Origin of the sequence: Variovorax restrictus (assembly GCF_051216715.1) — a bacterium.
Lineage (GTDB): Bacteria > Pseudomonadota > Gammaproteobacteria > Burkholderiales > Burkholderiaceae_C > Variovorax.
This window is the reverse complement of record NZ_JBPJZH010000001.1, coordinates 2,135,400-2,152,739: the sequence shown is the minus strand read 5'-3', so window position 1 is coordinate 2,152,739 and position 17,340 is coordinate 2,135,400. Positions and strand designations below refer to the sequence as shown.

The 17,340-nt window shown below is 67.8% G+C and carries 17 protein-coding genes; 2 read left to right on the top strand and 15 right to left on the bottom strand.

Annotated elements, in window-relative coordinates:
- Window positions 1–7: 7 nt before the first annotated feature.
- The 8 genes from ispG to ACSFA0_RS10115 all read right to left on the bottom strand — a co-directional run bounded on the left by ispG (window position 8) and on the right by ACSFA0_RS10115 (window position 8,323).
- Window positions 8–1,285, bottom strand: coding sequence for a flavodoxin-dependent (E)-4-hydroxy-3-methylbut-2-enyl-diphosphate synthase (ispG, locus tag ACSFA0_RS10150; RefSeq protein WP_435450058.1), 1,278 nt, complete (start codon window positions 1,283–1,285; stop codon window positions 8–10).
- A complete protein-coding gene (locus ACSFA0_RS10145) occupies window positions 1,282–2,214 on the bottom strand; it encodes a helix-turn-helix domain-containing protein (protein WP_435450057.1) in 933 nt (310 codons plus the stop codon). The genes ispG and ACSFA0_RS10145 overlap by 4 nt, the downstream gene beginning before the upstream one ends.
- Window positions 2,207–3,001: a type IV pilus biogenesis/stability protein PilW gene (gene pilW / locus ACSFA0_RS10140; protein WP_435450942.1), complete on the bottom strand. Its 795-nt coding sequence runs from the start codon at window positions 2,999–3,001 to the stop codon at window positions 2,207–2,209. The genes ACSFA0_RS10145 and pilW overlap by 8 nt, the downstream gene beginning before the upstream one ends.
- 52 nt (window positions 3,002–3,053) lie before the next feature.
- On the bottom strand, window positions 3,054–4,190 hold the full coding sequence (gene rlmN, locus ACSFA0_RS10135; protein ID WP_435450056.1) for a dual-specificity RNA methyltransferase RlmN: 1,137 nt from the start codon (window positions 4,188–4,190) through the stop codon (window positions 3,054–3,056).
- A 22-nt stretch (window positions 4,191–4,212) separates the two neighbouring features.
- Window positions 4,213–4,638 (bottom strand): nucleoside-diphosphate kinase, encoded by a 426-nt coding sequence (gene ndk, locus ACSFA0_RS10130; protein ID WP_435450055.1) that lies wholly within the window; start codon window positions 4,636–4,638, stop codon window positions 4,213–4,215.
- Between the two features lie 151 nt (window positions 4,639–4,789).
- Window positions 4,790–6,460 (bottom strand): pseudouridine synthase, encoded by a 1,671-nt coding sequence (locus tag ACSFA0_RS10125; protein ID WP_435450054.1) that lies wholly within the window; start codon window positions 6,458–6,460, stop codon window positions 4,790–4,792.
- Window positions 6,457–7,158 (bottom strand): SMC-Scp complex subunit ScpB, encoded by a 702-nt coding sequence (gene scpB / locus ACSFA0_RS10120; protein ID WP_435450053.1) that lies wholly within the window; start codon window positions 7,156–7,158, stop codon window positions 6,457–6,459. The genes ACSFA0_RS10125 and scpB overlap by 4 nt, the downstream gene beginning before the upstream one ends.
- 139 nt (window positions 7,159–7,297) lie before the next feature.
- A complete protein-coding gene (locus ACSFA0_RS10115) occupies window positions 7,298–8,323 on the bottom strand; it encodes an RluA family pseudouridine synthase (RefSeq protein ID WP_435450941.1) in 1,026 nt (341 codons plus the stop codon).
- Window positions 8,324–8,346: 23 nt separating this feature from the next.
- Between ACSFA0_RS10115 and ACSFA0_RS10110 the strand changes: the two genes are divergently transcribed.
- Window positions 8,347–9,156 carry an outer membrane protein assembly factor BamD gene (locus tag ACSFA0_RS10110; protein ID WP_435450052.1) on the top strand — a complete coding sequence of 270 codons (810 nt, stop codon included), beginning with the start codon at window positions 8,347–8,349 and terminating at the stop codon, window positions 9,154–9,156.
- A 4-nt stretch (window positions 9,157–9,160) separates the two neighbouring features.
- Here ACSFA0_RS10110 and ACSFA0_RS10105 read toward each other — a convergent pair whose 3' ends face one another.
- Both ACSFA0_RS10105 and ACSFA0_RS10100 read right to left on the bottom strand, forming a co-directional pair.
- Complete coding sequence (locus ACSFA0_RS10105) at window positions 9,161–11,260, bottom strand: DNA repair helicase YoaA (RefSeq protein WP_435450051.1); 2,100 nt, start codon at window positions 11,258–11,260, stop codon at window positions 9,161–9,163.
- Window positions 11,260–11,463 (bottom strand): HP1242/YdcH family protein, encoded by a 204-nt coding sequence (locus ACSFA0_RS10100; protein ID WP_435450050.1) that lies wholly within the window; start codon window positions 11,461–11,463, stop codon window positions 11,260–11,262. The genes ACSFA0_RS10105 and ACSFA0_RS10100 overlap by 1 nt, the downstream gene beginning before the upstream one ends.
- Window positions 11,464–11,587: 124 nt before the next feature.
- Here ACSFA0_RS10100 and ACSFA0_RS10095 point away from each other — a divergent pair, with 124 nt between their 5' ends.
- Window positions 11,588–12,367: a PP2C family protein-serine/threonine phosphatase gene (locus tag ACSFA0_RS10095; protein WP_435450049.1), complete on the top strand. Its 780-nt coding sequence runs from the start codon at window positions 11,588–11,590 to the stop codon at window positions 12,365–12,367.
- Window positions 12,368–12,386: 19 nt separating this feature from the next.
- Here the strand turns inward: ACSFA0_RS10095 and ACSFA0_RS10090 are convergent, their stop codons facing one another.
- Genes ACSFA0_RS10090 through odhB form a run of 5 tightly spaced genes read right to left on the bottom strand, consistent with a single transcriptional unit; the run spans window position 12,387 to window position 17,338 of the window.
- Window positions 12,387–13,031, bottom strand: coding sequence for a hypothetical protein (locus tag ACSFA0_RS10090; protein WP_435450048.1), 645 nt, complete (start codon window positions 13,029–13,031; stop codon window positions 12,387–12,389).
- A gap of 1 nt (window position 13,032) precedes the next feature.
- Window positions 13,033–14,130, bottom strand: a complete 1,098-nt coding sequence (zapE, locus tag ACSFA0_RS10085) for a cell division protein ZapE (RefSeq protein ID WP_435450047.1) — start codon at window positions 14,128–14,130, stop codon at window positions 13,033–13,035.
- Window positions 14,131–14,134: 4 nt separating this feature from the next.
- The gene (gene lpdA, locus ACSFA0_RS10080) at window positions 14,135–15,562 is read right to left on the bottom strand and encodes a dihydrolipoyl dehydrogenase (RefSeq protein WP_435450046.1); all 1,428 of its coding nucleotides are present in this window, start codon (window positions 15,560–15,562) and stop codon (window positions 14,135–14,137) included.
- A complete protein-coding gene (locus ACSFA0_RS10075) occupies window positions 15,559–16,065 on the bottom strand; it encodes a hypothetical protein (RefSeq protein ID WP_435450045.1) in 507 nt (168 codons plus the stop codon). The genes lpdA and ACSFA0_RS10075 overlap by 4 nt, the downstream gene beginning before the upstream one ends.
- Before the next feature lie 7 nt (window positions 16,066–16,072).
- Entirely contained in the window at window positions 16,073–17,338 is a 1,266-nt protein-coding gene (gene odhB / locus ACSFA0_RS10070) for a 2-oxoglutarate dehydrogenase complex dihydrolipoyllysine-residue succinyltransferase (protein ID WP_435450044.1), read from the bottom strand.
- Window positions 17,339–17,340 lie beyond the last annotated feature (2 nt).

Genomic DNA, 17,340 nt, shown 5'->3' with positions numbered 1-17,340 from the left:
AAAAGAATCAGGCGCCGGAGGCAGCGTGCTCGCTGCCGAAGCGCTTCTCGATGTAGGTTTCGACGAGCTGGTGGAACTCGTTGGCGATGTTGTCGCCGCGCAGCGTGAGCGCCTTCTCGCCGTCGATGAAGACCGGCGCGGCCGGTGCCTCGCCGGTGCCGGGCAGGCTGATGCCGATGTCGGCATGCTTGCTCTCGCCAGGGCCGTTGACGATGCAACCCATCACAGCCACCTTGAGGGTTTCGACGCCGGGGTACTTTTTGCGCCAGACAGGCATCTGCAGGCGCAGGTAGTCGTCGATCTGCTTGGCGAGTTCCTGGAAGGTCGTGCTGGTGGTGCGACCGCAGCCCGGGCAGGCGGTGACGCTCGGCACGAACATGCGCAGGCCCAGCGCCTGCAGGATCTCGTTGGCGATCACGACTTCCTGCGTGCGCGCCTCGCCCGGCTGCGGCGTGAGCGACACGCGAATGGTGTCGCCGATGCCTTCCTGCAGCAGGATCGACAGCGCCGTCGCCGACGCCACCGTGCCCTTGGTGCCCATGCCGGCTTCGGTCAGGCCGAGGTGCAGCGGGTAGCTGCAGCGCTTGGCCAGTTCGCGGTAGACGGAGATCAGGTCCTGCACGCCGCTCACCTTGCAACTCAGAATGATCTGGTCGCCATTCATGCCCATCGATTCGGCCAGCTTGGCGGAGTCGATCGCGGACGTGATCAGCGCCTCGTACATCACGGACTTGGCCTGCCACGGCGTCGCGCGCTGGCTGTTCACGTCCATCAGGTGCGCCAGCAGCTCCTGGTCGAGGCTGCCCCAGTTCACGCCGATGCGCACCGGCTTGTTCCAACGCATCGCGGCTTCGATCATCTGGCCGAACTGCTTGTCCTTCTTGTCGCCCTTGCCCACGTTGCCGGGGTTGATACGGTACTTGCTCAGCGCCTCGGCGCAAGCCGGATAGTCGGTCAGCAGCCGGTGGCCGTTGTAATGGAAGTCGCCGATCAGCGGCACGTCGATGCCCATGCGATCGAGCTGCTCGCGGATGTAGGGCACCTGCGCCGCGGCCTCGGGCGTGTTGACCGTGATGCGGACCATCTCGGAGCCGGCGATGGCCAGCTCCTTGACCTGGATCGCGGTGCCGATGGCGTCGACCGTGTCGGTGTTGGTCATCGACTGCACGCGCACCGGCGCGTCGCCGCCGACGGTCACGATGCGCGGGCCCCAGACGACGCTGGCCTGCCGCGAGCGGCGTGCCAGCGGTGCCGCAGGCTCGATTGCGAGGCTTCGATCATTCATGGTTTCACCTCGAAGCGCGCCACGCCGCCGGAGCGCGCCAGCGGCGTCAGGTCGAAAGGCTTGCCCTTGACCTGCACGGTGACGCCGGCCGCACGGCCGACCACCACCGACAGCGGCAGCGTGCCGTTCACGCCAACGGTTTCACCCGGTGTCACGGTCCGGCGCAGCAAAGATTTGCCCGTGGCATCGGTCACCGTGATCCACGATTCCGCGGTGGCGGCGAAGACCAACGCGTTGCCGCCGACAGATGCCGCGGCAGGTGCCGAGGCCGCAGCTGCCGCCGACGCGACCACGGCCGAGCTGGCTGCCTCGGCCGGTGCAGCCGGCACCTCGCTCGGCGGCGGCAGCGCGACGGGTTCGACCACCGTGCCGGCGGGCACGTCGCCTTGCGGCACGGCTGCCGTGTCGGAAGCGGAAGCAGACCGATCACCCGCGGTGAAACCCGACACCCACTGGCCCAACTGCTCGAAGGCACCCGAGGGCAACCACACCAGCGCTGCGGCGCCCGCCAGCAGCAGCGCCACCACCACCAGCAAGGCCCGCGACGGCGTGCCGCCCGTGCCCCCGCGAGTGCGTGGTGCGCCGGAACGGAAGCTGCCGCTCAAGGGCCGGTCCGCATCGGCCAGGCCGGGTCGCAGGGCACCCGGCAGCTTGGCCAGCACCGGCGCGGGATCCACCCGCAACGCGCGGCAGACGCTCGCAGCCAGGGCACGGGCGAAGACCGGGTCGGGCAAGGCCTCGATGTTGTCGTCTTCGAGGGCCTGTAGCTTCTGCGTGGGCACCTTGAGGGCCGCCGCCACCACGTCGATGTGCAGGCCATGACCCTCCCGCGCTTCGCGCAGCATGTCGCCGGCCGTTTTGAGGGTGCTGTCGCTGTGGCTCAGGGGAGCCGTCTGTGAGCTGCCAAATTCGCTGGCGCGTTCAATCATCGAAATTCCCGCGTTCGTACGCCATCGCCTCCCTGGACTGGGGAAAGCGGCGCTGCAATTGCCCGCCGAGCTGCGACATCGCATCCCGGTTGTTGAGCTTGCGTTCGGTCTTGATGCCGAGCCACAGCGTTTCCGCGTTGGCCGACGGACTGTTGTTGACCCGGCGGATGTAGAACTGCGCGCGCGCCCAGTCGTCGCGCTGCGCCAGCAAGGTCGCCAGGTTGTACCCGATGACCGGGTTGCCGGCATCGATCTCGTAAGCCTGAAGCAGGCTTCGTTCGGCTTCGGGTCGCTGACCGGCCTGCATCTGACAGATGCCCTGGGTCATCAGGGTCTTGGCTCGATCGGCATAGCTCGGCACAGCGAGCGCCGCGCTGAACTGCTGGGCCGCATCGCCGAAGCGCTTCTGCTGGCACAACAGCCAGCCATAGTTGTGCAAGGTGTTGGGCTCGCGCGGATTCAGCGCAATGGCGCGGCGGAAGCTGTCTTCGGCCATGCCCGCGTCGTCGAGCCGCATGTAGGCCAGACCGCGCAGGTTGTACGCATCGGCGAAATTCGGGTCGGCCGTCAACGCCTGCTTGATCTCGTCGAGCGCCACCGTGGTCTGGCCGGCCTCGAAGTAGCCGATGGCCAGCTCGAGCCGGATGCGCGCGCGGCGACGGCCCGAGGGCTCGTCCGACGCCGTTACCATTTCGGTCCGGTTGCCGTCGGCGCTTCCAACGGGGCGGGTGGTCTGTGTGGTGGTGCTGACGCAGCCGGCGAGCGACCCCACCAGCACTGCGCCCATCAGACCGCGCAGCCAGCCGATGTGCGGTGTCGAAAAGACCATGTTCATCGCTTCAGTGCTCCTCGGAGGCCGCCACGCGGACGGGATGCAGCGTGACGACGCGTCGCTGCGCCATGCGCTCGGCCGCGTGCGTGCGGTCCTTGACGTCGCCGGCCAACTGGCCGCAGGCGGCATCGATGTCGTCGCCGCGCGTCTTGCGCACGGTGGTCACGATGCCCGCCTCGCTCAGGGTGCGGGCGAACGCCACCACACGCGGCTGCGGCGACCGCAGCAGGCCCGACGCCGGGAACGGGTTGAACGGAATCAGGTTGAACTTGCAGGAGATGCCGGTGCTGCGCACCAGATCGACCAGTTGCTTCGCGTGCTCGGGCTGGTCGTTCACGCCGTCGAGCATGCAGTACTCGAAGGTGATGAAGTCGCGCGGCGCATGCGCCAGGTAGCGCTTGCAGGCCTCCAGCAGCTCGGCGATCGGGTACTTGCGGTTCAGCGGCACCAGGTCGTCGCGCAACGCATCGTTGGGCGCATGCAGCGACACCGCCATCGCCACCGGACAGTCGGCACCGAGCCGGTCGATCATCGGCACTACGCCGGACGTCGACACCGTCACGCGACGGCGCGACAACCCGTAGGCGTTGTCGTCGAGCATGGTGCGCAGTGCGGGCACCAGCGCTGCGTAGTTCTGCAGCGGCTCGCCCATGCCCATCATCACGACGTTCGAGATGACGCGCTCGTCACGCTTCAGATGCTTGCGCAGGAAATGCTCGGCAAACCACAGCTGCGCCGTGATCTCGCCGGTGCGCAGGTTGCGGCTGAAGCCCTGGTGCCCCGTGGAGCAGAAGCGGCAGCCGACGGCACAACCGGCCTGGGACGACACGCACAACGTGCCTCTGTCGTCCTCGGGAATGAAAACGGCTTCGACGGCATTGCCGTCGCCCACGTCGAACAGCCACTTGATGGTGCCGTCGGCCGACTCGTGTTGGGTGATGACCGGCAGCGCCTCGATGCGCGCCGTGGTCGCCAGCTTCTCGCGCAGCGACTTGGCCAGGTCGGTCATCTGCGCGAAATCGCTCGCGCCGCGCTGGTGGATCCAGCGGAAGAGCTGTGTCGCGCGGAAACGCTTTTCGCCCAGCTTTTCGCAGAACGCGGCCAACCCCTCCAGATCGAACTCGAGCAGGTTGACGGTCGTCATGAGATCGGCCGGGTTGTCGGACTCAGCGTGCGTAGACGTTGAGGCCGGCGAAGAAGAACGAAATTTCGGCGGCAGCGGTTTCCGGCGCGTCCGAACCGTGAACGGCGTTGGCGTCGATGCTGTCGGCGAAGTCAGCGCGGATGGTGCCGGCGTCGGCCTTCTTGGGGTCGGTGGCGCCCATCAGGTCGCGGTTCTTGGCGATGGCGTTTTCGCCTTCGAGCACTTGCACGAACACCGGGCCAGAGATCATGAACTCGACCAGGTCCTTGAAGAAGGGACGGGCGCTGTGCACGGCGTAGAACTGCTCGGCTTCGGCGCGCGACAGTTGCACCAGCTTGGCGGCAGCGATCTTGAGGCCGGCGGCTTCAAAGCGGGAGACGATCTTGCCGATGACGTTCTTGGCGACGGCGTCGGGCTTGATGATGGAGAGGGTGCGTTCGATGGCCATGGAGAAGTTGCTTCCTGAGCAGTTGATGTCGAAATGAGGTCCGTCGCAGCGCCGCACACGCGGCGCGCGACCTTGACAAAGCCTCTGATTTTAACCGGCGCACCGCATGCGCCCGGATGAAAGACCGCGAAACCCGCGGTCTGCAAAAGTTTTAGCGGCCGCGCCGACGACCACCGCCGGAACCGCCCGGTCCGCCGCCGCCGAAGCCACCACCGCCCGGGCCGCCCCGGCGCGGACCCTGACGCTGCTCCTTGCGCTGGCGCGAGAAGCTGTCGGCGCCGATGTAGCCCAGCGAGGTCTTCATCGGATCAGGCTGCGCGCCGCCCGGCAGGCGGTCTTCACCGGCCGCTCGCGCCTGCCCTGGCTGGCCCTGGCCCTTGTTGTTGCGGCGCCCCTGTTGAGGGCCGGCACCGTTGCCGCCACGGCCCCGGTCGCCACGCGCCGCCGGCCCACCACCCGGGTTAGGCATCGGCGGTCCGCCGCCATTGCCGGCATTTCGACCACCGCGGCGCTTGTTGTTGCCGCGACCGTTGCGGCCACCGCCCTCGGCGCCCTGCTCGCGCGGACCCGGCGCCGGCCGCGGCGCACCGCCACCCGCAGCCTGGAACAGCGAGCGGATGTCGCGCTCGTCGAGCTCCATCCAAGCGCCGCGCTTGAGGCCGCGTGGCAGCACCATCGCGCCGTAGCGGATGCGGATGAGCCGGCTGACGGCATGGCCGACCGACTCGAACAACCGGCGCACCTCGCGGTTGCGGCCTTCGGAGATGGTGACCTTGTACCAGTGGTTGGAGCCCTCGCCGCCGCCCTCCTCGATCGTTCCGAACTGGGCCATGCCATCGTCCAGGCGCACGCCTTCGAGCAGCTTCTTCTTCTCCTCGCCGCTGAGAGCCCCGAGCACGCGCACCGCGTACTCGCGCTCCAGGCCGAAGCGCGGGTGCATCAGCTGGTTGGCCAGCTCGCCCGAGCTCGTGAAGAGCAACAGGCCTTCGGTGTTCAGGTCGAGGCGACCCACGGATTGCCACTTGCCCTGCACCAGGCGCGGCAGCTTGCGGAACACGGTCGGCCGGTTCTGCGGATCGTCGTGCGTGACGACTTCGCCGACGGGCTTGTGGTACGCGATGACGCGGGCCGGCGGCGGCGCGATCCGGTAGCGGATCGGCTTGCCGTTGATCTTGACCTGGTCGCCGTACTGGATGCGCTGGCCGATGTGGGCGGGCTCGCTGTTGACCGAGATGCGGCCCTGCAGGATGAGCGCCTCCATCTCGAGCCGCGAGCCCAGGCCGGCCTGCGCCAGCACCTTGTGCAGCTTGGGCGAGTCAGCTTCGGGCAGCAGCACGCGCTTGAGCGGCGGCACCTCCGGGCTTTCCTCGTCGGCATCGAACTGGCCGGAGATGACGTCGGCGAAGCGGATGGGCTCCGGCTCGGGCGCGTTGCGGCGTTCGCGGTCGGCCACGCGCTTGGCGCGGTCGAGCTCATCCTCGTCGTCGTCCTCGTCTTCTTCCTCGTCGTCGATGTCCTCGTCGCCGTCGTCGGCGTGCGGAAGTTCGTCGACAGCGGCCACAGGAGCGCGCGCAGGCACGGCCGTGTCTTCGGGCGGCGTAGCCACTGCGGCAGGCACAGCAGCGATATCGGCCGACTCTTCCGCCTCGCCACCTTCAGCGGCGGGCGACGGTTCCACCACCGCCTTGGGCTTGCGCGGCCGGCGCTTGCGAGGCGCAGCGGCCTCGCCTTCGGGCACGCCGGGCGTGGCGGCCGTGGCCTTGTCGTCGGGAAGGGCGTCGACCGGCGGGATCACCGCGTCGTCGGGTTCGGAGGAGCTCATGAGGGTGTTCCGGGTGGCGCAGCGGGTGCGTCGGGATCGTCGAGTCCGGTCGGCTCGATCGGGGTGTCGGGATCGGCGTCAGGGCCGATGGCGGGATCGGCCTCGGCAGGCGGCGCGTCCATCGGCAAGGCCGGCTGGTCCGGGTTGGCGGCCTCGGCCATCGCGTCGAGCAGCGCATTCTGCTGCGCGGGCGACTCGATCACCGGCAGTTGGTCGAGAGAGCCCAAGCCAAGGTCGTCGAGGAACTGGCGCGTGGTCGCGTAGAGCGCAGGGCGCCCCACGGTCTCGCGGTGCCCGATCACCTCGACCCAGTTGCGGTCCTCGAGCTGCTTCAGGATCTGCGAATTGATCGTGACGCCGCGAATGTCTTCCATGTCGCCGCGCGTCACCGGCTGGCGGTACGCGATGATCGCCAGCGTCTCAAGCGCGGCACGCGTGTAGCGCGGCGGCTTTTCGGGGTGCAGGCGGTCGAGGTGGTCGCGCATCTCCGGCCGGCTCTGAAAGCGCCAGCCACTGCCCACGCTCACCAGTTCGAGGCCGCGTTGGGTCCAGTCTTCCTGCAATTCGAGCAGCAGCGACTTGATCGTGTCGGCGCCCAGTTCGTCGTCGAACAGCACGCGCAGTTCGCGCACCGGCAGGGGCTGCGTCGAACAGATCAAGGCGGTTTCAAGAATGCGCTTGGCATCCGCCGTATTCATGGTTCGCGTTATCCGGGAAAAGGCGCCAGCGGCGCACGTTCAGGTGGATGGAGAGTCTCGAGATGGAGAAGCGGCGTTGCCGGCACATGGCGGGCAGAACGCAAGGCCGGCTCGACAGGCCGGCGCGGCCCTCGGGCCGTCAGGCGCGATTGTAGTCCAGGCCCCAGGCCGCGAAGCCCTGGGCCAGATCGTCGGGAGGCGGCGCCAGGAAGACGAGGGGCTTCTGCGTCTGCGGATGGACAAAGGCCAGGCGAAACGCATGCAGCGCCTGGCGCGACATCCCGGCCGCCGGCGCCCCGCCATACAGCGCGTCGCCTACCAGCGGATGGCCGATGGACGCCATGTGGACGCGGATCTGGTGGGTGCGACCGGTCTCCAGCGTGCAGCGCACGGCGCAGCCGTCGGCTGTGCCATCGAGCCGCTCGATCAGCGTACGCGCCGTCTTGCCTGGGTGGCGCTGCAAGTCGACCACTGCCATGCGCAGCCGGTTGCGCGGGTCGCGGCCGATCGGCGCGTCGACCTGCCGGGCCGCCGCGCCCTGCCACGGCCGGTGCGCCATGGCGAGGTATTGGCGCGACACGTCGCGCGCGGCGATCAGCTGCACCAGCGCGTCCATCGTGGCCCGCGTGCGCGCCACGACCATCAGCCCGCTCGTGTCACGGTCCAGCCGGTGGACGATGCCCGCGCGTGGCAGCAGCGCAGCCTGCGGGTCGAGTGCCAGCAGGCCGTTGAGCAGCGTGCCGCTCCAATGGCCGGGCGCGGGATGCACGACCAGGCCGGCCGGCTTGTCGACGACCCGCAGGTGCGCGTCTTCGTACACCATGCGCAGCGTCATCGGCTCGGCCTTGAAAGCCTGACTCTGCGGTGTGGGGCGCAGCTCGATCCGGCCCGCCTCCCCCGCGCGCACCGTGGCCGAAGGCTTGGTGACCACGCCGCCGCGCAGCGTGACCGCGCCCGCGTCGATCAGTTGCTGCAGATAGCTGCGGGAGAACTCGGGAACCAAAGCGGCCAGCGCACGATCCAGACGTTGGCCGTGCAGCGCAGTGCTCACGGCGAAGTCGCGCACCTCGCTCGCCTCTCCCGGATCGGCGCCCTCTTCGGCCTCGCCAACGTCCGCTACCGCCAGAGACTCGCCCAAAGGGTCGGTCGATATAATCGAAGACAGTTTTTTCAAGAAGGCTTCATGTGATGTTTCGCGCCAAATTATCGGTGGTCCCTGGGTGGATGGCGCTTGTGGCGGCCGCGGGGCTCGTCGCCGGCTGCTCGACGACCAAGGTCGACGAGACGGCCAACTGGAGCCCCAACAAGATTTACAGCGAAGCCAAGGACGAGGCCGGCTCCGGCGCCTTCGACAAGGCGATCCCGCTGTACGAGAAGCTCGAAGGCCGTGCCGCTGGCACGCCGCTGGCCCAGCAGGCCCAGCTCGAGAAGGCCTACGCGCAATACAAGGCCGGCGAGAAGCCCGCCGCCATCGCGACCATCGACCGCTTCATGAAGCTGCACCCGGCCAGCCCCGCGCTGGACTACGCGCTGTACCTCAAGGGCATCATCAACTTCAACGACGACCTCGGCATGTTCGCGTTCCTGACGCGTCAGGACCTGTCCGAGCGCGACCAGAAGGCCGCCAAGGAATCGTTCCAGGCCTTCAAGGAGCTGGTCACGCGCTTCCCCGAATCGCGCTACACGCCCGATGCGCGCCAGCGCATGAACTACGTGGTCAATTCGCTGGCGCAGTACGAAGTGCACGTGGCGCGCTACTACTACCAGCGCGGCGCTTACCTGGCCGCCATCAACCGCGCGCAGCTGGCCCTGGCCGACTACCGCGAAGTGCCGGCCCTCGAAGAAGCGCTGTACATCATGGTCCAGTCCTACGACCGGCTGGGCATGAACGATCTGCGCGACGACGCCAGGCGGGTGCTGACCACCAACTACCCGCAGAGCGAGTACCTCTCGCGCGGCTTCCGCAGCAAGGACGACCCGTGGTGGAAGGTCTGGTAAGCCGTTAAGGCAGCAGCGCTTCGAGCGCGGCGTCGAAATCCGCCTCGCTTTCCAGCCGCCGCATCGGCGGCAGTGCGGCGATCAGCCGACGGCCGTAGCCCATCGTCAGCAGCCGCGTGTCGCAGATCGCCAGCACGCCCACATCGCTCTCACGCCGGATCAACCGGCCCGCGCCCTGCTTGAGCGCAACGGCCGCTTCGGGCAGCGAGTAGTCGCCGAACGCATTGCGACCCTCGGCCTCCAGCCGCTGTGAACGCGCCTCGACCAGCGGGTCGTTCGGCGGCGGGAAAGGCAGCTTGTCGATCACGACGAATTGCAGCGCGTCGCCCGGCGCATCGAAGCCCTCCCAGAACGACGCCGACGCGACCAGCACGCACCCGGCTCCGCCCTGCCCGTCGCCGGCACGAAAGCGGTCCATCAGCACGCGCTTGGGCAGTTCGCCCTGCACCAGCACCTCGGGTCGTCGTGTGCCGTCGAGGTGGTCCAGTTGCGGCCGCAGCGCATCGCCGATGGTCCGCAAGGCGCGCAGCGTGGTGGTCAATACCAGTGTCCTCCCCCCCAGCAGCGCGGCACCGCGCGCGGCCAACCGTGCGACCTGCGCGCCGTGCGACGGATCGTTCGGCTTGGGGAAGGCGCGCGGCACGTAGAGCGACGCCTGTTGCGCGTAGTCGAAGGGGCTGCGCACCCGCAGCACCTCGGCGTCGGTGAGGCCGCACGGCTCGGTGAACCAGCGCAGCTTCGGGTCGTCGCCCAGCGTGGCCGAGGTGAAGATCCAGGCGCGGCCACCGGCATCCGGATCGCTCGCGCCCTTCTTCAGCACCCGCGTTCGCACTGCCTCCGCGATGTCGAGCGGCGACTCGATCAGCCGCAACTGCGTGCCCACGTCGACCCAGCGCACGGACCCGAGCGCACAGGGCTGCGCGAAGCGCCCGGCCCGCTCGGCCAACTGCTCGGCCCGCTCGTGCAGGCGGATGAAGTCGGGCGAGATTTCGCTGACGGTGGCCAGTGCCTCGCCGGCCTCTTCGAAGGCCTGCTGCAGTTCGTCGAGCGCACCCTGCCATGGCGCGGTGGCCAGCCCTTCCGGTGCCTCGCCGGCCCAGCGCAGCTTGGTGCCCGGCCATTGCTGGCCGGCCGCGAGGCGCAGCTCGCGTGCGGCGCGCTCGACCGCCGCCACGCGCTGCGTCCAGTCGGCCAGGCCGCGCGCATGCTGCAGGCCGGCGGCCAGCACATCGCGCGCGAAGTCGAGCGCCTGCCCGGTGCCGAACTGCACGCCGAGGAACTGCACGCCGGTCTCGTTGAGTTGGTGCGCCTCGTCGAAGACCACGACGCGCACCGACGGCAGCAGCTCGGCCATGCCCGATTCGCGCACGGCCAGGTCGGCGAAGAACAGATGGTGGTTGATGACCACCACGTCGGCCGCCAGCGCCTCGCGCCGCGCGAGGTTGACGTGGCAGGGCTTGAACTGAGGACACTGCGCGCCCAGGCAGTTGTCGCGGGTCGACGTGATGAGCGGGATCAGCGGCGAGCGCTCGTCCAACCCGGGCAACTCGGCCAGGTCGCCGGTGCGGGTGGCCTGGGACCACTGCTCGATCTTGGCCAGCGTGCGCAGGCTGCCGCGCTCGGGCGAGGTGTCGTGGCGCGCGAGGTCCAGCCGATGCAGACACAGATAGCTGGCCCGGCCCTTGAGCAACGCGGTGCGCACCGGCAGCTTGAGCGCGTCGACCAGGCGCGGCAGATCACGGCCGAAGAGCTGGTCCTGCAGGGTCTTGGTGGCGGTCGAGAGCAACACGCGCTCGCCGCTCAGCAGCGCCGGCACCAGGTACGAGAAGGTCTTGCCGACACCGGTGCCGGCTTCGACGACCAGCTCGCCGCCGGATTCGATCGTGCGCGCCACCGCCATCGCCATCTCTGTCTGGCCATCGCGCTCGCGGAACTGGTCGGCGGCATGCGACAGCACGCCGTCGGGCGCGAAAGCTTCGCGCACTTCCTGCGTCAGCGCGGATGGCTTCCGGGAAGCTGTTCGCAGCGGAGGCGCGGCGCCCAGGAGCGCGTCCAGATCGTCCTCCTCGTCATCGCCGTCGAAGGCGCCCGTGTCACCGACCATCAGGCGGGCTCTTGCGGCTCGACGGCGCGCTCCACACGCGCGATCTGGTCGCGCAACGCCAGGCGACGCTTCTTGAGGCGGCGCATCAGCAGTTCGTCCTGAGGCACGACCTCACCGAGTCGGTCGATGGTCGCGTTCAGGTCGGCGTGCGCCATGCGCAGTTCGATCAGCTGACGCGACGGGGAGTGAAGATTGAAGTCCAAGACGGTGAGGGGTTCGACGGCGGGGCCGCCAGTGCAGCGATGCCGGGGCGGCTTCGTTCGATAATACGTCGCGACACGACTGTTCAGCGATGCATTCCAACCGCGCCCCTGGCGCATCCGCGCCATGACACGAGGTTTTCGACTCTCCGCCGCCACTGGCTTGCACAAGGGCGACCGCGCCTACCAGCAGGACCAGGTCGCGGTCCTCAGCCATCCGCGCACGGTCGGCTGCGTGCTCGGCATCGTGGCCGACGGGATGGGCGGGCGCAGCGGCGGCCGCAAGGCTTCGGACCAGGTCCTGATGACCGCGAACCAGCTGTTCACCCGCTACCGGCCGGAGCGCGACGATGCCGGTGCGCTGTTGCGGCAAGTGCTCGAAGACGCGCACACCGTGATCAAGCTCACCGCCGTCTCGAGCGAACAGGAGCCGCACAGCACCATCGCGGCCTTCCTGGTGAATCCGAACGGTGCGTGCGCCTGGATCCACGCCGGCGATTCGCGCCTCTACCTCTTTCGCAACGCACAGATGGTGGAACGCACGCGCGACCACTCTTACGTGCAGGTGCTGATCGACCGCGGCGAAATCACCGAACAAGAGGCTGAAATTCATCCGCAGGGAAACATTCTGCTCGGCTGCCTAGGTATGACGACCACGCCACCGCCGATCGACCTGCACTTCATCCCGCAGCTCGTGCCGGGTGACGTGCTGCTGGCCTGCAGCGATGGCCTGTGGCATTACTTCACGCCACAGGAAATGGGTGGCGTACTGGCGACGCAGCCGCCGCGCATGGCGGTTCAGATTCTGGTGGAAGAAGCACGTCGCCGCGCGCGGGGCACGGGCGACAACCTGTCGTTGGCCGTGCTGAAGGTCGAGCCGCTGCCGAAGGAACGCAGCGCCGCCTGAGACGGGCGTCAGCGCGTCGTCAGGGCGGCGTTGGCAGCGGCGCTGAACGCGGCTTGGTGCGCTCGGCGTTGCGCCGTTCGCGCTCGGCCCGGTGTCTCGCGGCCTGTTCCTGCTTGCGTTCGAAACGTTCACGTTCCGCTGGTGCGTCGGCCCGGAGGCGAGCCGCCTTCGCCTGCTGCTCGGCGTGCTGACGCTGCTTGGCTTCGAGGTCACGCCGGTTGTCATCCGCCTTCGCTGCGGCAGCGGCCCGACTGCGGGCGTGGTCGGCAGCGCGATCCTCGCGCCCCTGCTGTGACTGGCGCGCCCTCTCCTGAGCCGCCGGGTCGTCTTGCGCGCGCGGCGGCGCCTTGTCCATCCGCTCCAATTGCGCCGCCGCCCGGCGCTTGCGATCCATGTCGTTCAGGTCGGCTTCCTGACGCTTGAGGCTGTCATCGGCCGTGCGCCGCTTGCGTCGGCTTTCCTGCAGGCAGTCTTCGACGGCGAAGCGCTGATAACAGGCGGTCTGCTCGGCCTTGGCGCGCGCCTCGACCTCCGCACGCTCCTTGGACAGACGTGCGCGTTCGGCGGCCGGATCGATGTTGCCGGCCACAGCGTTGGTCTGCGCCGATGCCAGCACGCCACTCGTCAGCAATACGGTGCACAGGAGAAGTTTCTTGAAGCTCATCTCATGTCAGACCCGTGTCGACCGTTCTTCGTTCCAGCGCGAGAAATTCGGCCGACTGCATTTCCGTCAGGCGGGACACCGTGCGCGGAAACTCATGCGCCAACGGGCCCTCGGTGTACAACGCCTCGGGCGCCACGGCTGCCGACACGATGAGCTTGACCCGTCGGTCGTAGAACACGTCGATCAGCCAGGTAAAGCGTCGCGCTTCGGACGCGCGCGCCACCGTCATCTGCGGCACGTCCGACAGCAGCACCGTATGAAACTGCGTCGCGATCTCGAGGTAGTCGTTCTGCGAGCGCGGGCCGCCGCAGAGCGTCCTGAAGTCGAACCACACCACCCCGCCCGCCTTGCGCCGGGCGCGGATTTCCCGCGACTCGATGCGCATGACCGGGTCTTCGTCGGCGCTCTCGGCGAGCTTGTCGAACGCCGCGGTCATCTCCTGGTCGGCCTCGGGTCCGTTGGGCGTGAGGTAGAGCCGCATCTGTTCGAGCGTGCGACGCCGGTAGTCAGTGCCGTTGTCGACACTCAGCACTTCGAGCTTCTGGTTGAGCAGCGCGATCGCCGGCAGAATGCGGTCGCGGTGCAGGCCGTCGGGGTACAGGTCGTCCGGCTTGAAATTGGACGTGGTGACGAAGCCCACGCCGTTGTCGAACAAGGCGGCCAGCAGCCGATGCAGGATCATCGCGTCGGTGATGTCGGCGACGTGGAATTCGTCGAAGCAGATCAGCTTGTAGCGCTTGGAAATGCGCTTGCCGAGCTCGTCCAGCGGATTGACGATGCCTTGCAGTTCCGCCAGCTCGCGATGCACCTCGCGCATGAACTCATGAAAATGCAGCCGCGTCTTGCGCTTGATCGGCACGGCGTTGAAGAAGCAGTCCATCAGGAAGCTCTTGCCGCGGCCGACACCGCCGTACATATAGACGCCGCGGGGCACGTCCGGACGATTGATGAGCTTCTTCAGCGCATTGGAACGCTGGGCCTTGTAGGCGCCCCACTCGCTGGCGCAGCGGTCCAGCGCGGCCACCGCGCGCAGTTGCGCGGGGTCGCTCAGGAAACCACGCGAGGCGAGTTCCGCCTCGTACGCTTGTTGAACGCTCAAGGGATCAGAAGTTGAGCGTGCGCTTGTCGACGGCGAGGGCCGCTTCCTTCGTCGCTTCGGACAACGACGGGTGCGCATGGCAGATGCGGGCGATGTCCTCGGCGCTGGCCTTGAACTCCATCGCCACGACGGCTTCGGAGATCAGCTCGCTGACCTGCGGGCCCACCATGTGCACGCCGAGGATCTCGTCCGTCGCCGCATCGGCCAGGAACTTGACCATGCCGGTCGTGTCGCCCAGCGCGCGTGCGCGGCCGTTCGCGAGGAACGGGAAGGTACCGGCCTTGTAGGCGCGGCCTTCGGCCTTGAGCTGCTGCTCGGTCTGGCCGACCCACGCGATCTCCGGCGAGGTGTAGATCACCCAGGGGATCGTGTTGAAGTTGACATGCCCATGCTGGCCGGCGATGCGCTCGGCCACGGCCACGCCCTCTTCTTCTGCCTTGTGCGCCAGCATCGGGCCGCGCACCACGTCGCCGATCGCCCAGACGTTCGGCAGGTTGGTCTTGCAGTCGGCATCCACCGTGATGGCACCGCGCTCGTCGAGCGCCAGGCCCACGGCTTCGGCGTTCAGGCCGATGGTGTTGGGCACGCGGCCGATCGACACGATCAGCTTGTCGGCTTCCAGCACCATGGCTTCGCCCTTGGCATTGGTGTAGGCGACGCTGACGCCCTTCTTGTCGGCCTTGACCTCACCGACCTTCACGCCCAGCTCGATCTTCAGGCCCTGCTTGTCGAAGGCCTTCTTGGCTTCCTTGGCGATCTGCTCGTCGACCGCGCCCAGGAACGTGGGCAGGCCTTCAAGCACGGTGACATCGGCACCGAGACGACGCCAGACCGAGCCCATTTCCAGGCCGATCACGCCCGAGCCGATCAACGCCAGCTTCTTGGGCACTGCGCCGACGCGCAGCGCGCCGTCGTTCGACAGAATGCTCACTTCGTCGAACGGTGCACCCGGCAGCGCGCGGGCGTTGGAGCCCGTGGCCACGATGATGTGCTTGCCGACGATCGACTCTTCGGCAGCGCCCGCCACCTTGAGCTCGTAACCGCCTTCAGCGGACTTCACGAAGGAGGCCCGACCATGGAAAAACGTGATCTTGTTCTTCTTGAACAGGTACGCGACGCCGTCGTTGTTCTGCTTCACGACCTGGTCCTTGCGGGCCAGCATCTTGCCGACGTCGAGCTCCAGGCCCTTCACGTTGATGCCGTGCTCGGCGAAGTGCTTGCCGGCGTGCTCGTAGTGTTCGGACGACTGCAGCAGCGCCTTCGAAGGAATGCACCCGATGTTGGTGCAGGTGCCGCCCAGCGCGGGGCCACCCTTGTCGTTCTTCCACTCGTCGACACAGGCGGTGTTGAAGCCGAGCTGTGCGGCACGGATGGCCGCGATGTAGCCGCCGGGGCCACCGCCGATGACGATGACGTCAAATTGTTTGCTCATTTTTCTTCCAGTTTCTTGAGTTGGAACGCGCCCGCATGGAGGACGACACCAAACACACCGGTTTGGGCGGACAGCGTTTCTCGGTTCGGCCCTTCCGGGCCGACGGTGATCGTGGCGCCGGGCGTGGTCCTGCAGACGAACATGTGGCCCGCATCGAGGCATTCGATGCGGCCATCACCGTGCAGGCCGGCCCAGCCCATCCCCTTGTATTCAGTTGCCAGGAAGCGGCGCAGCGTCGTGCGCTCCCGGGCGTTATCGGTCTGCGCCATCGTCCAGCGGGCGGGATCCGGTCGGTACTTCTCGGCCAGCTTTTCGGGGTCGGCGTCGGGTGCCCGCGCAAGGATCACATCAGACCCTTCCGCACCCTTTTCGGCCGCCCGCGTGCCCTTGAGCCATTCGAGACGGTAGGCGCCGCTCCACGGGTCCTGCTGCGGCGCGGCAGCCACGGCCCCAAGGGGGCAGAAGCTCAGTGCACACAGCAGGCCCAGGATGGAACGACGCATCGTTCTCTCAGATGTCGAACAGCAGGCGCGACGGGTCTTCCAACGCTTCCTTCATGGCGACCAGGCCCAGCACAGCTTCGCGGCCGTCGATGATGCGGTGGTCGTACGACATGGCGAGGTAGTTCATCGGGCGGATGACGATCTGGCCGTTCTCCACCACCGCGCGGTCCTTGGTCGCATGCACGCCCAGGATGGCCGACTGCGGCGGGTTGATGATGGGCGTCGACAGCATCGAACCGAAAGTGCCGCCGTTGGAGATGGAGAAGGTGCCGCCGGTCATGTCTTCAATGCCCAGCTTGCCGTCTTGCGCCTTCTTGCCGAACTCGGCGATCTTCTTCTCGATCTCGGCGAAGCTCATCTGGTCGGCATTGCGCAGGATGGGCACCACCAGGCCGCGCGGCGAACCGACGGCGATGCCGATGTCGAAGTAGCCGTGGTAGACGATGTCGTTGCCGTCGACCGAGGCGTTGATGACCGGGAACTTCTTCAGCGCATGCACCGCGGCCTTCACGAAGAAGCTCATGAAGCCGATCTTCACGCCGTGTTCCTTGGTGAACTGGTCCTGGAACTTCTTGCGCATCTCCATGACCGGGGCCATGTTGACTTCGTTGAAGGTGGTCAGGATCGCGTTGGTCGACTGCGACTGCAGCAGACGTTCAGCGATGCGCGCGCGCAGGCGGCTCATCGGCACGCGCTGCTCGGGACGCTCGCCCAGGTCCTTCGGGCTCGATGGGGCAGCGACTTGCTGCAGCGCGGGCTTGGCGGCCGGTGCCGGTGCGGCGGCGGGCGCCTTGGCGGTCGTGCCCGAGGCGACGGCGCCGAGCACGTCGCCCTTGGTCACACGGCCGTCTTTGCCCGAGCCGGCCACGTCGCCGGTCGACAGGTTGTTGTCGGCCAGCAGCTTGGCAGCCGCGGGCATGGCGACGTCGGACTTGGAACCACCGGTGGCAGCCGCAGCGGCCTGGGCCGGTGCGGCTGCGGCAGCAGCGGGAGCCGGTGCGGCGGCTGCGGGCGCTGCGGCGCCGGCCTTGCCTTCGGAGTCGATCTTGGCGATGACCTGACCGGCCGTCACCGTGGCACCGTCGCCTTGCACGATCTCGGCCAGCACGCCGGCCGACGGCGCCGGCACTTCGAGCACGACCTTGTCGGTTTCGATCTCGATCAGGATTTCATCGATGGCGACGGCTTCGCCGGCCTTCTTCTTCCAGGTGAGCATGGTGGCTTCGGCCACCGATTCCGACAACTCAGGAACTTTGACTTCAACGATAGACATTT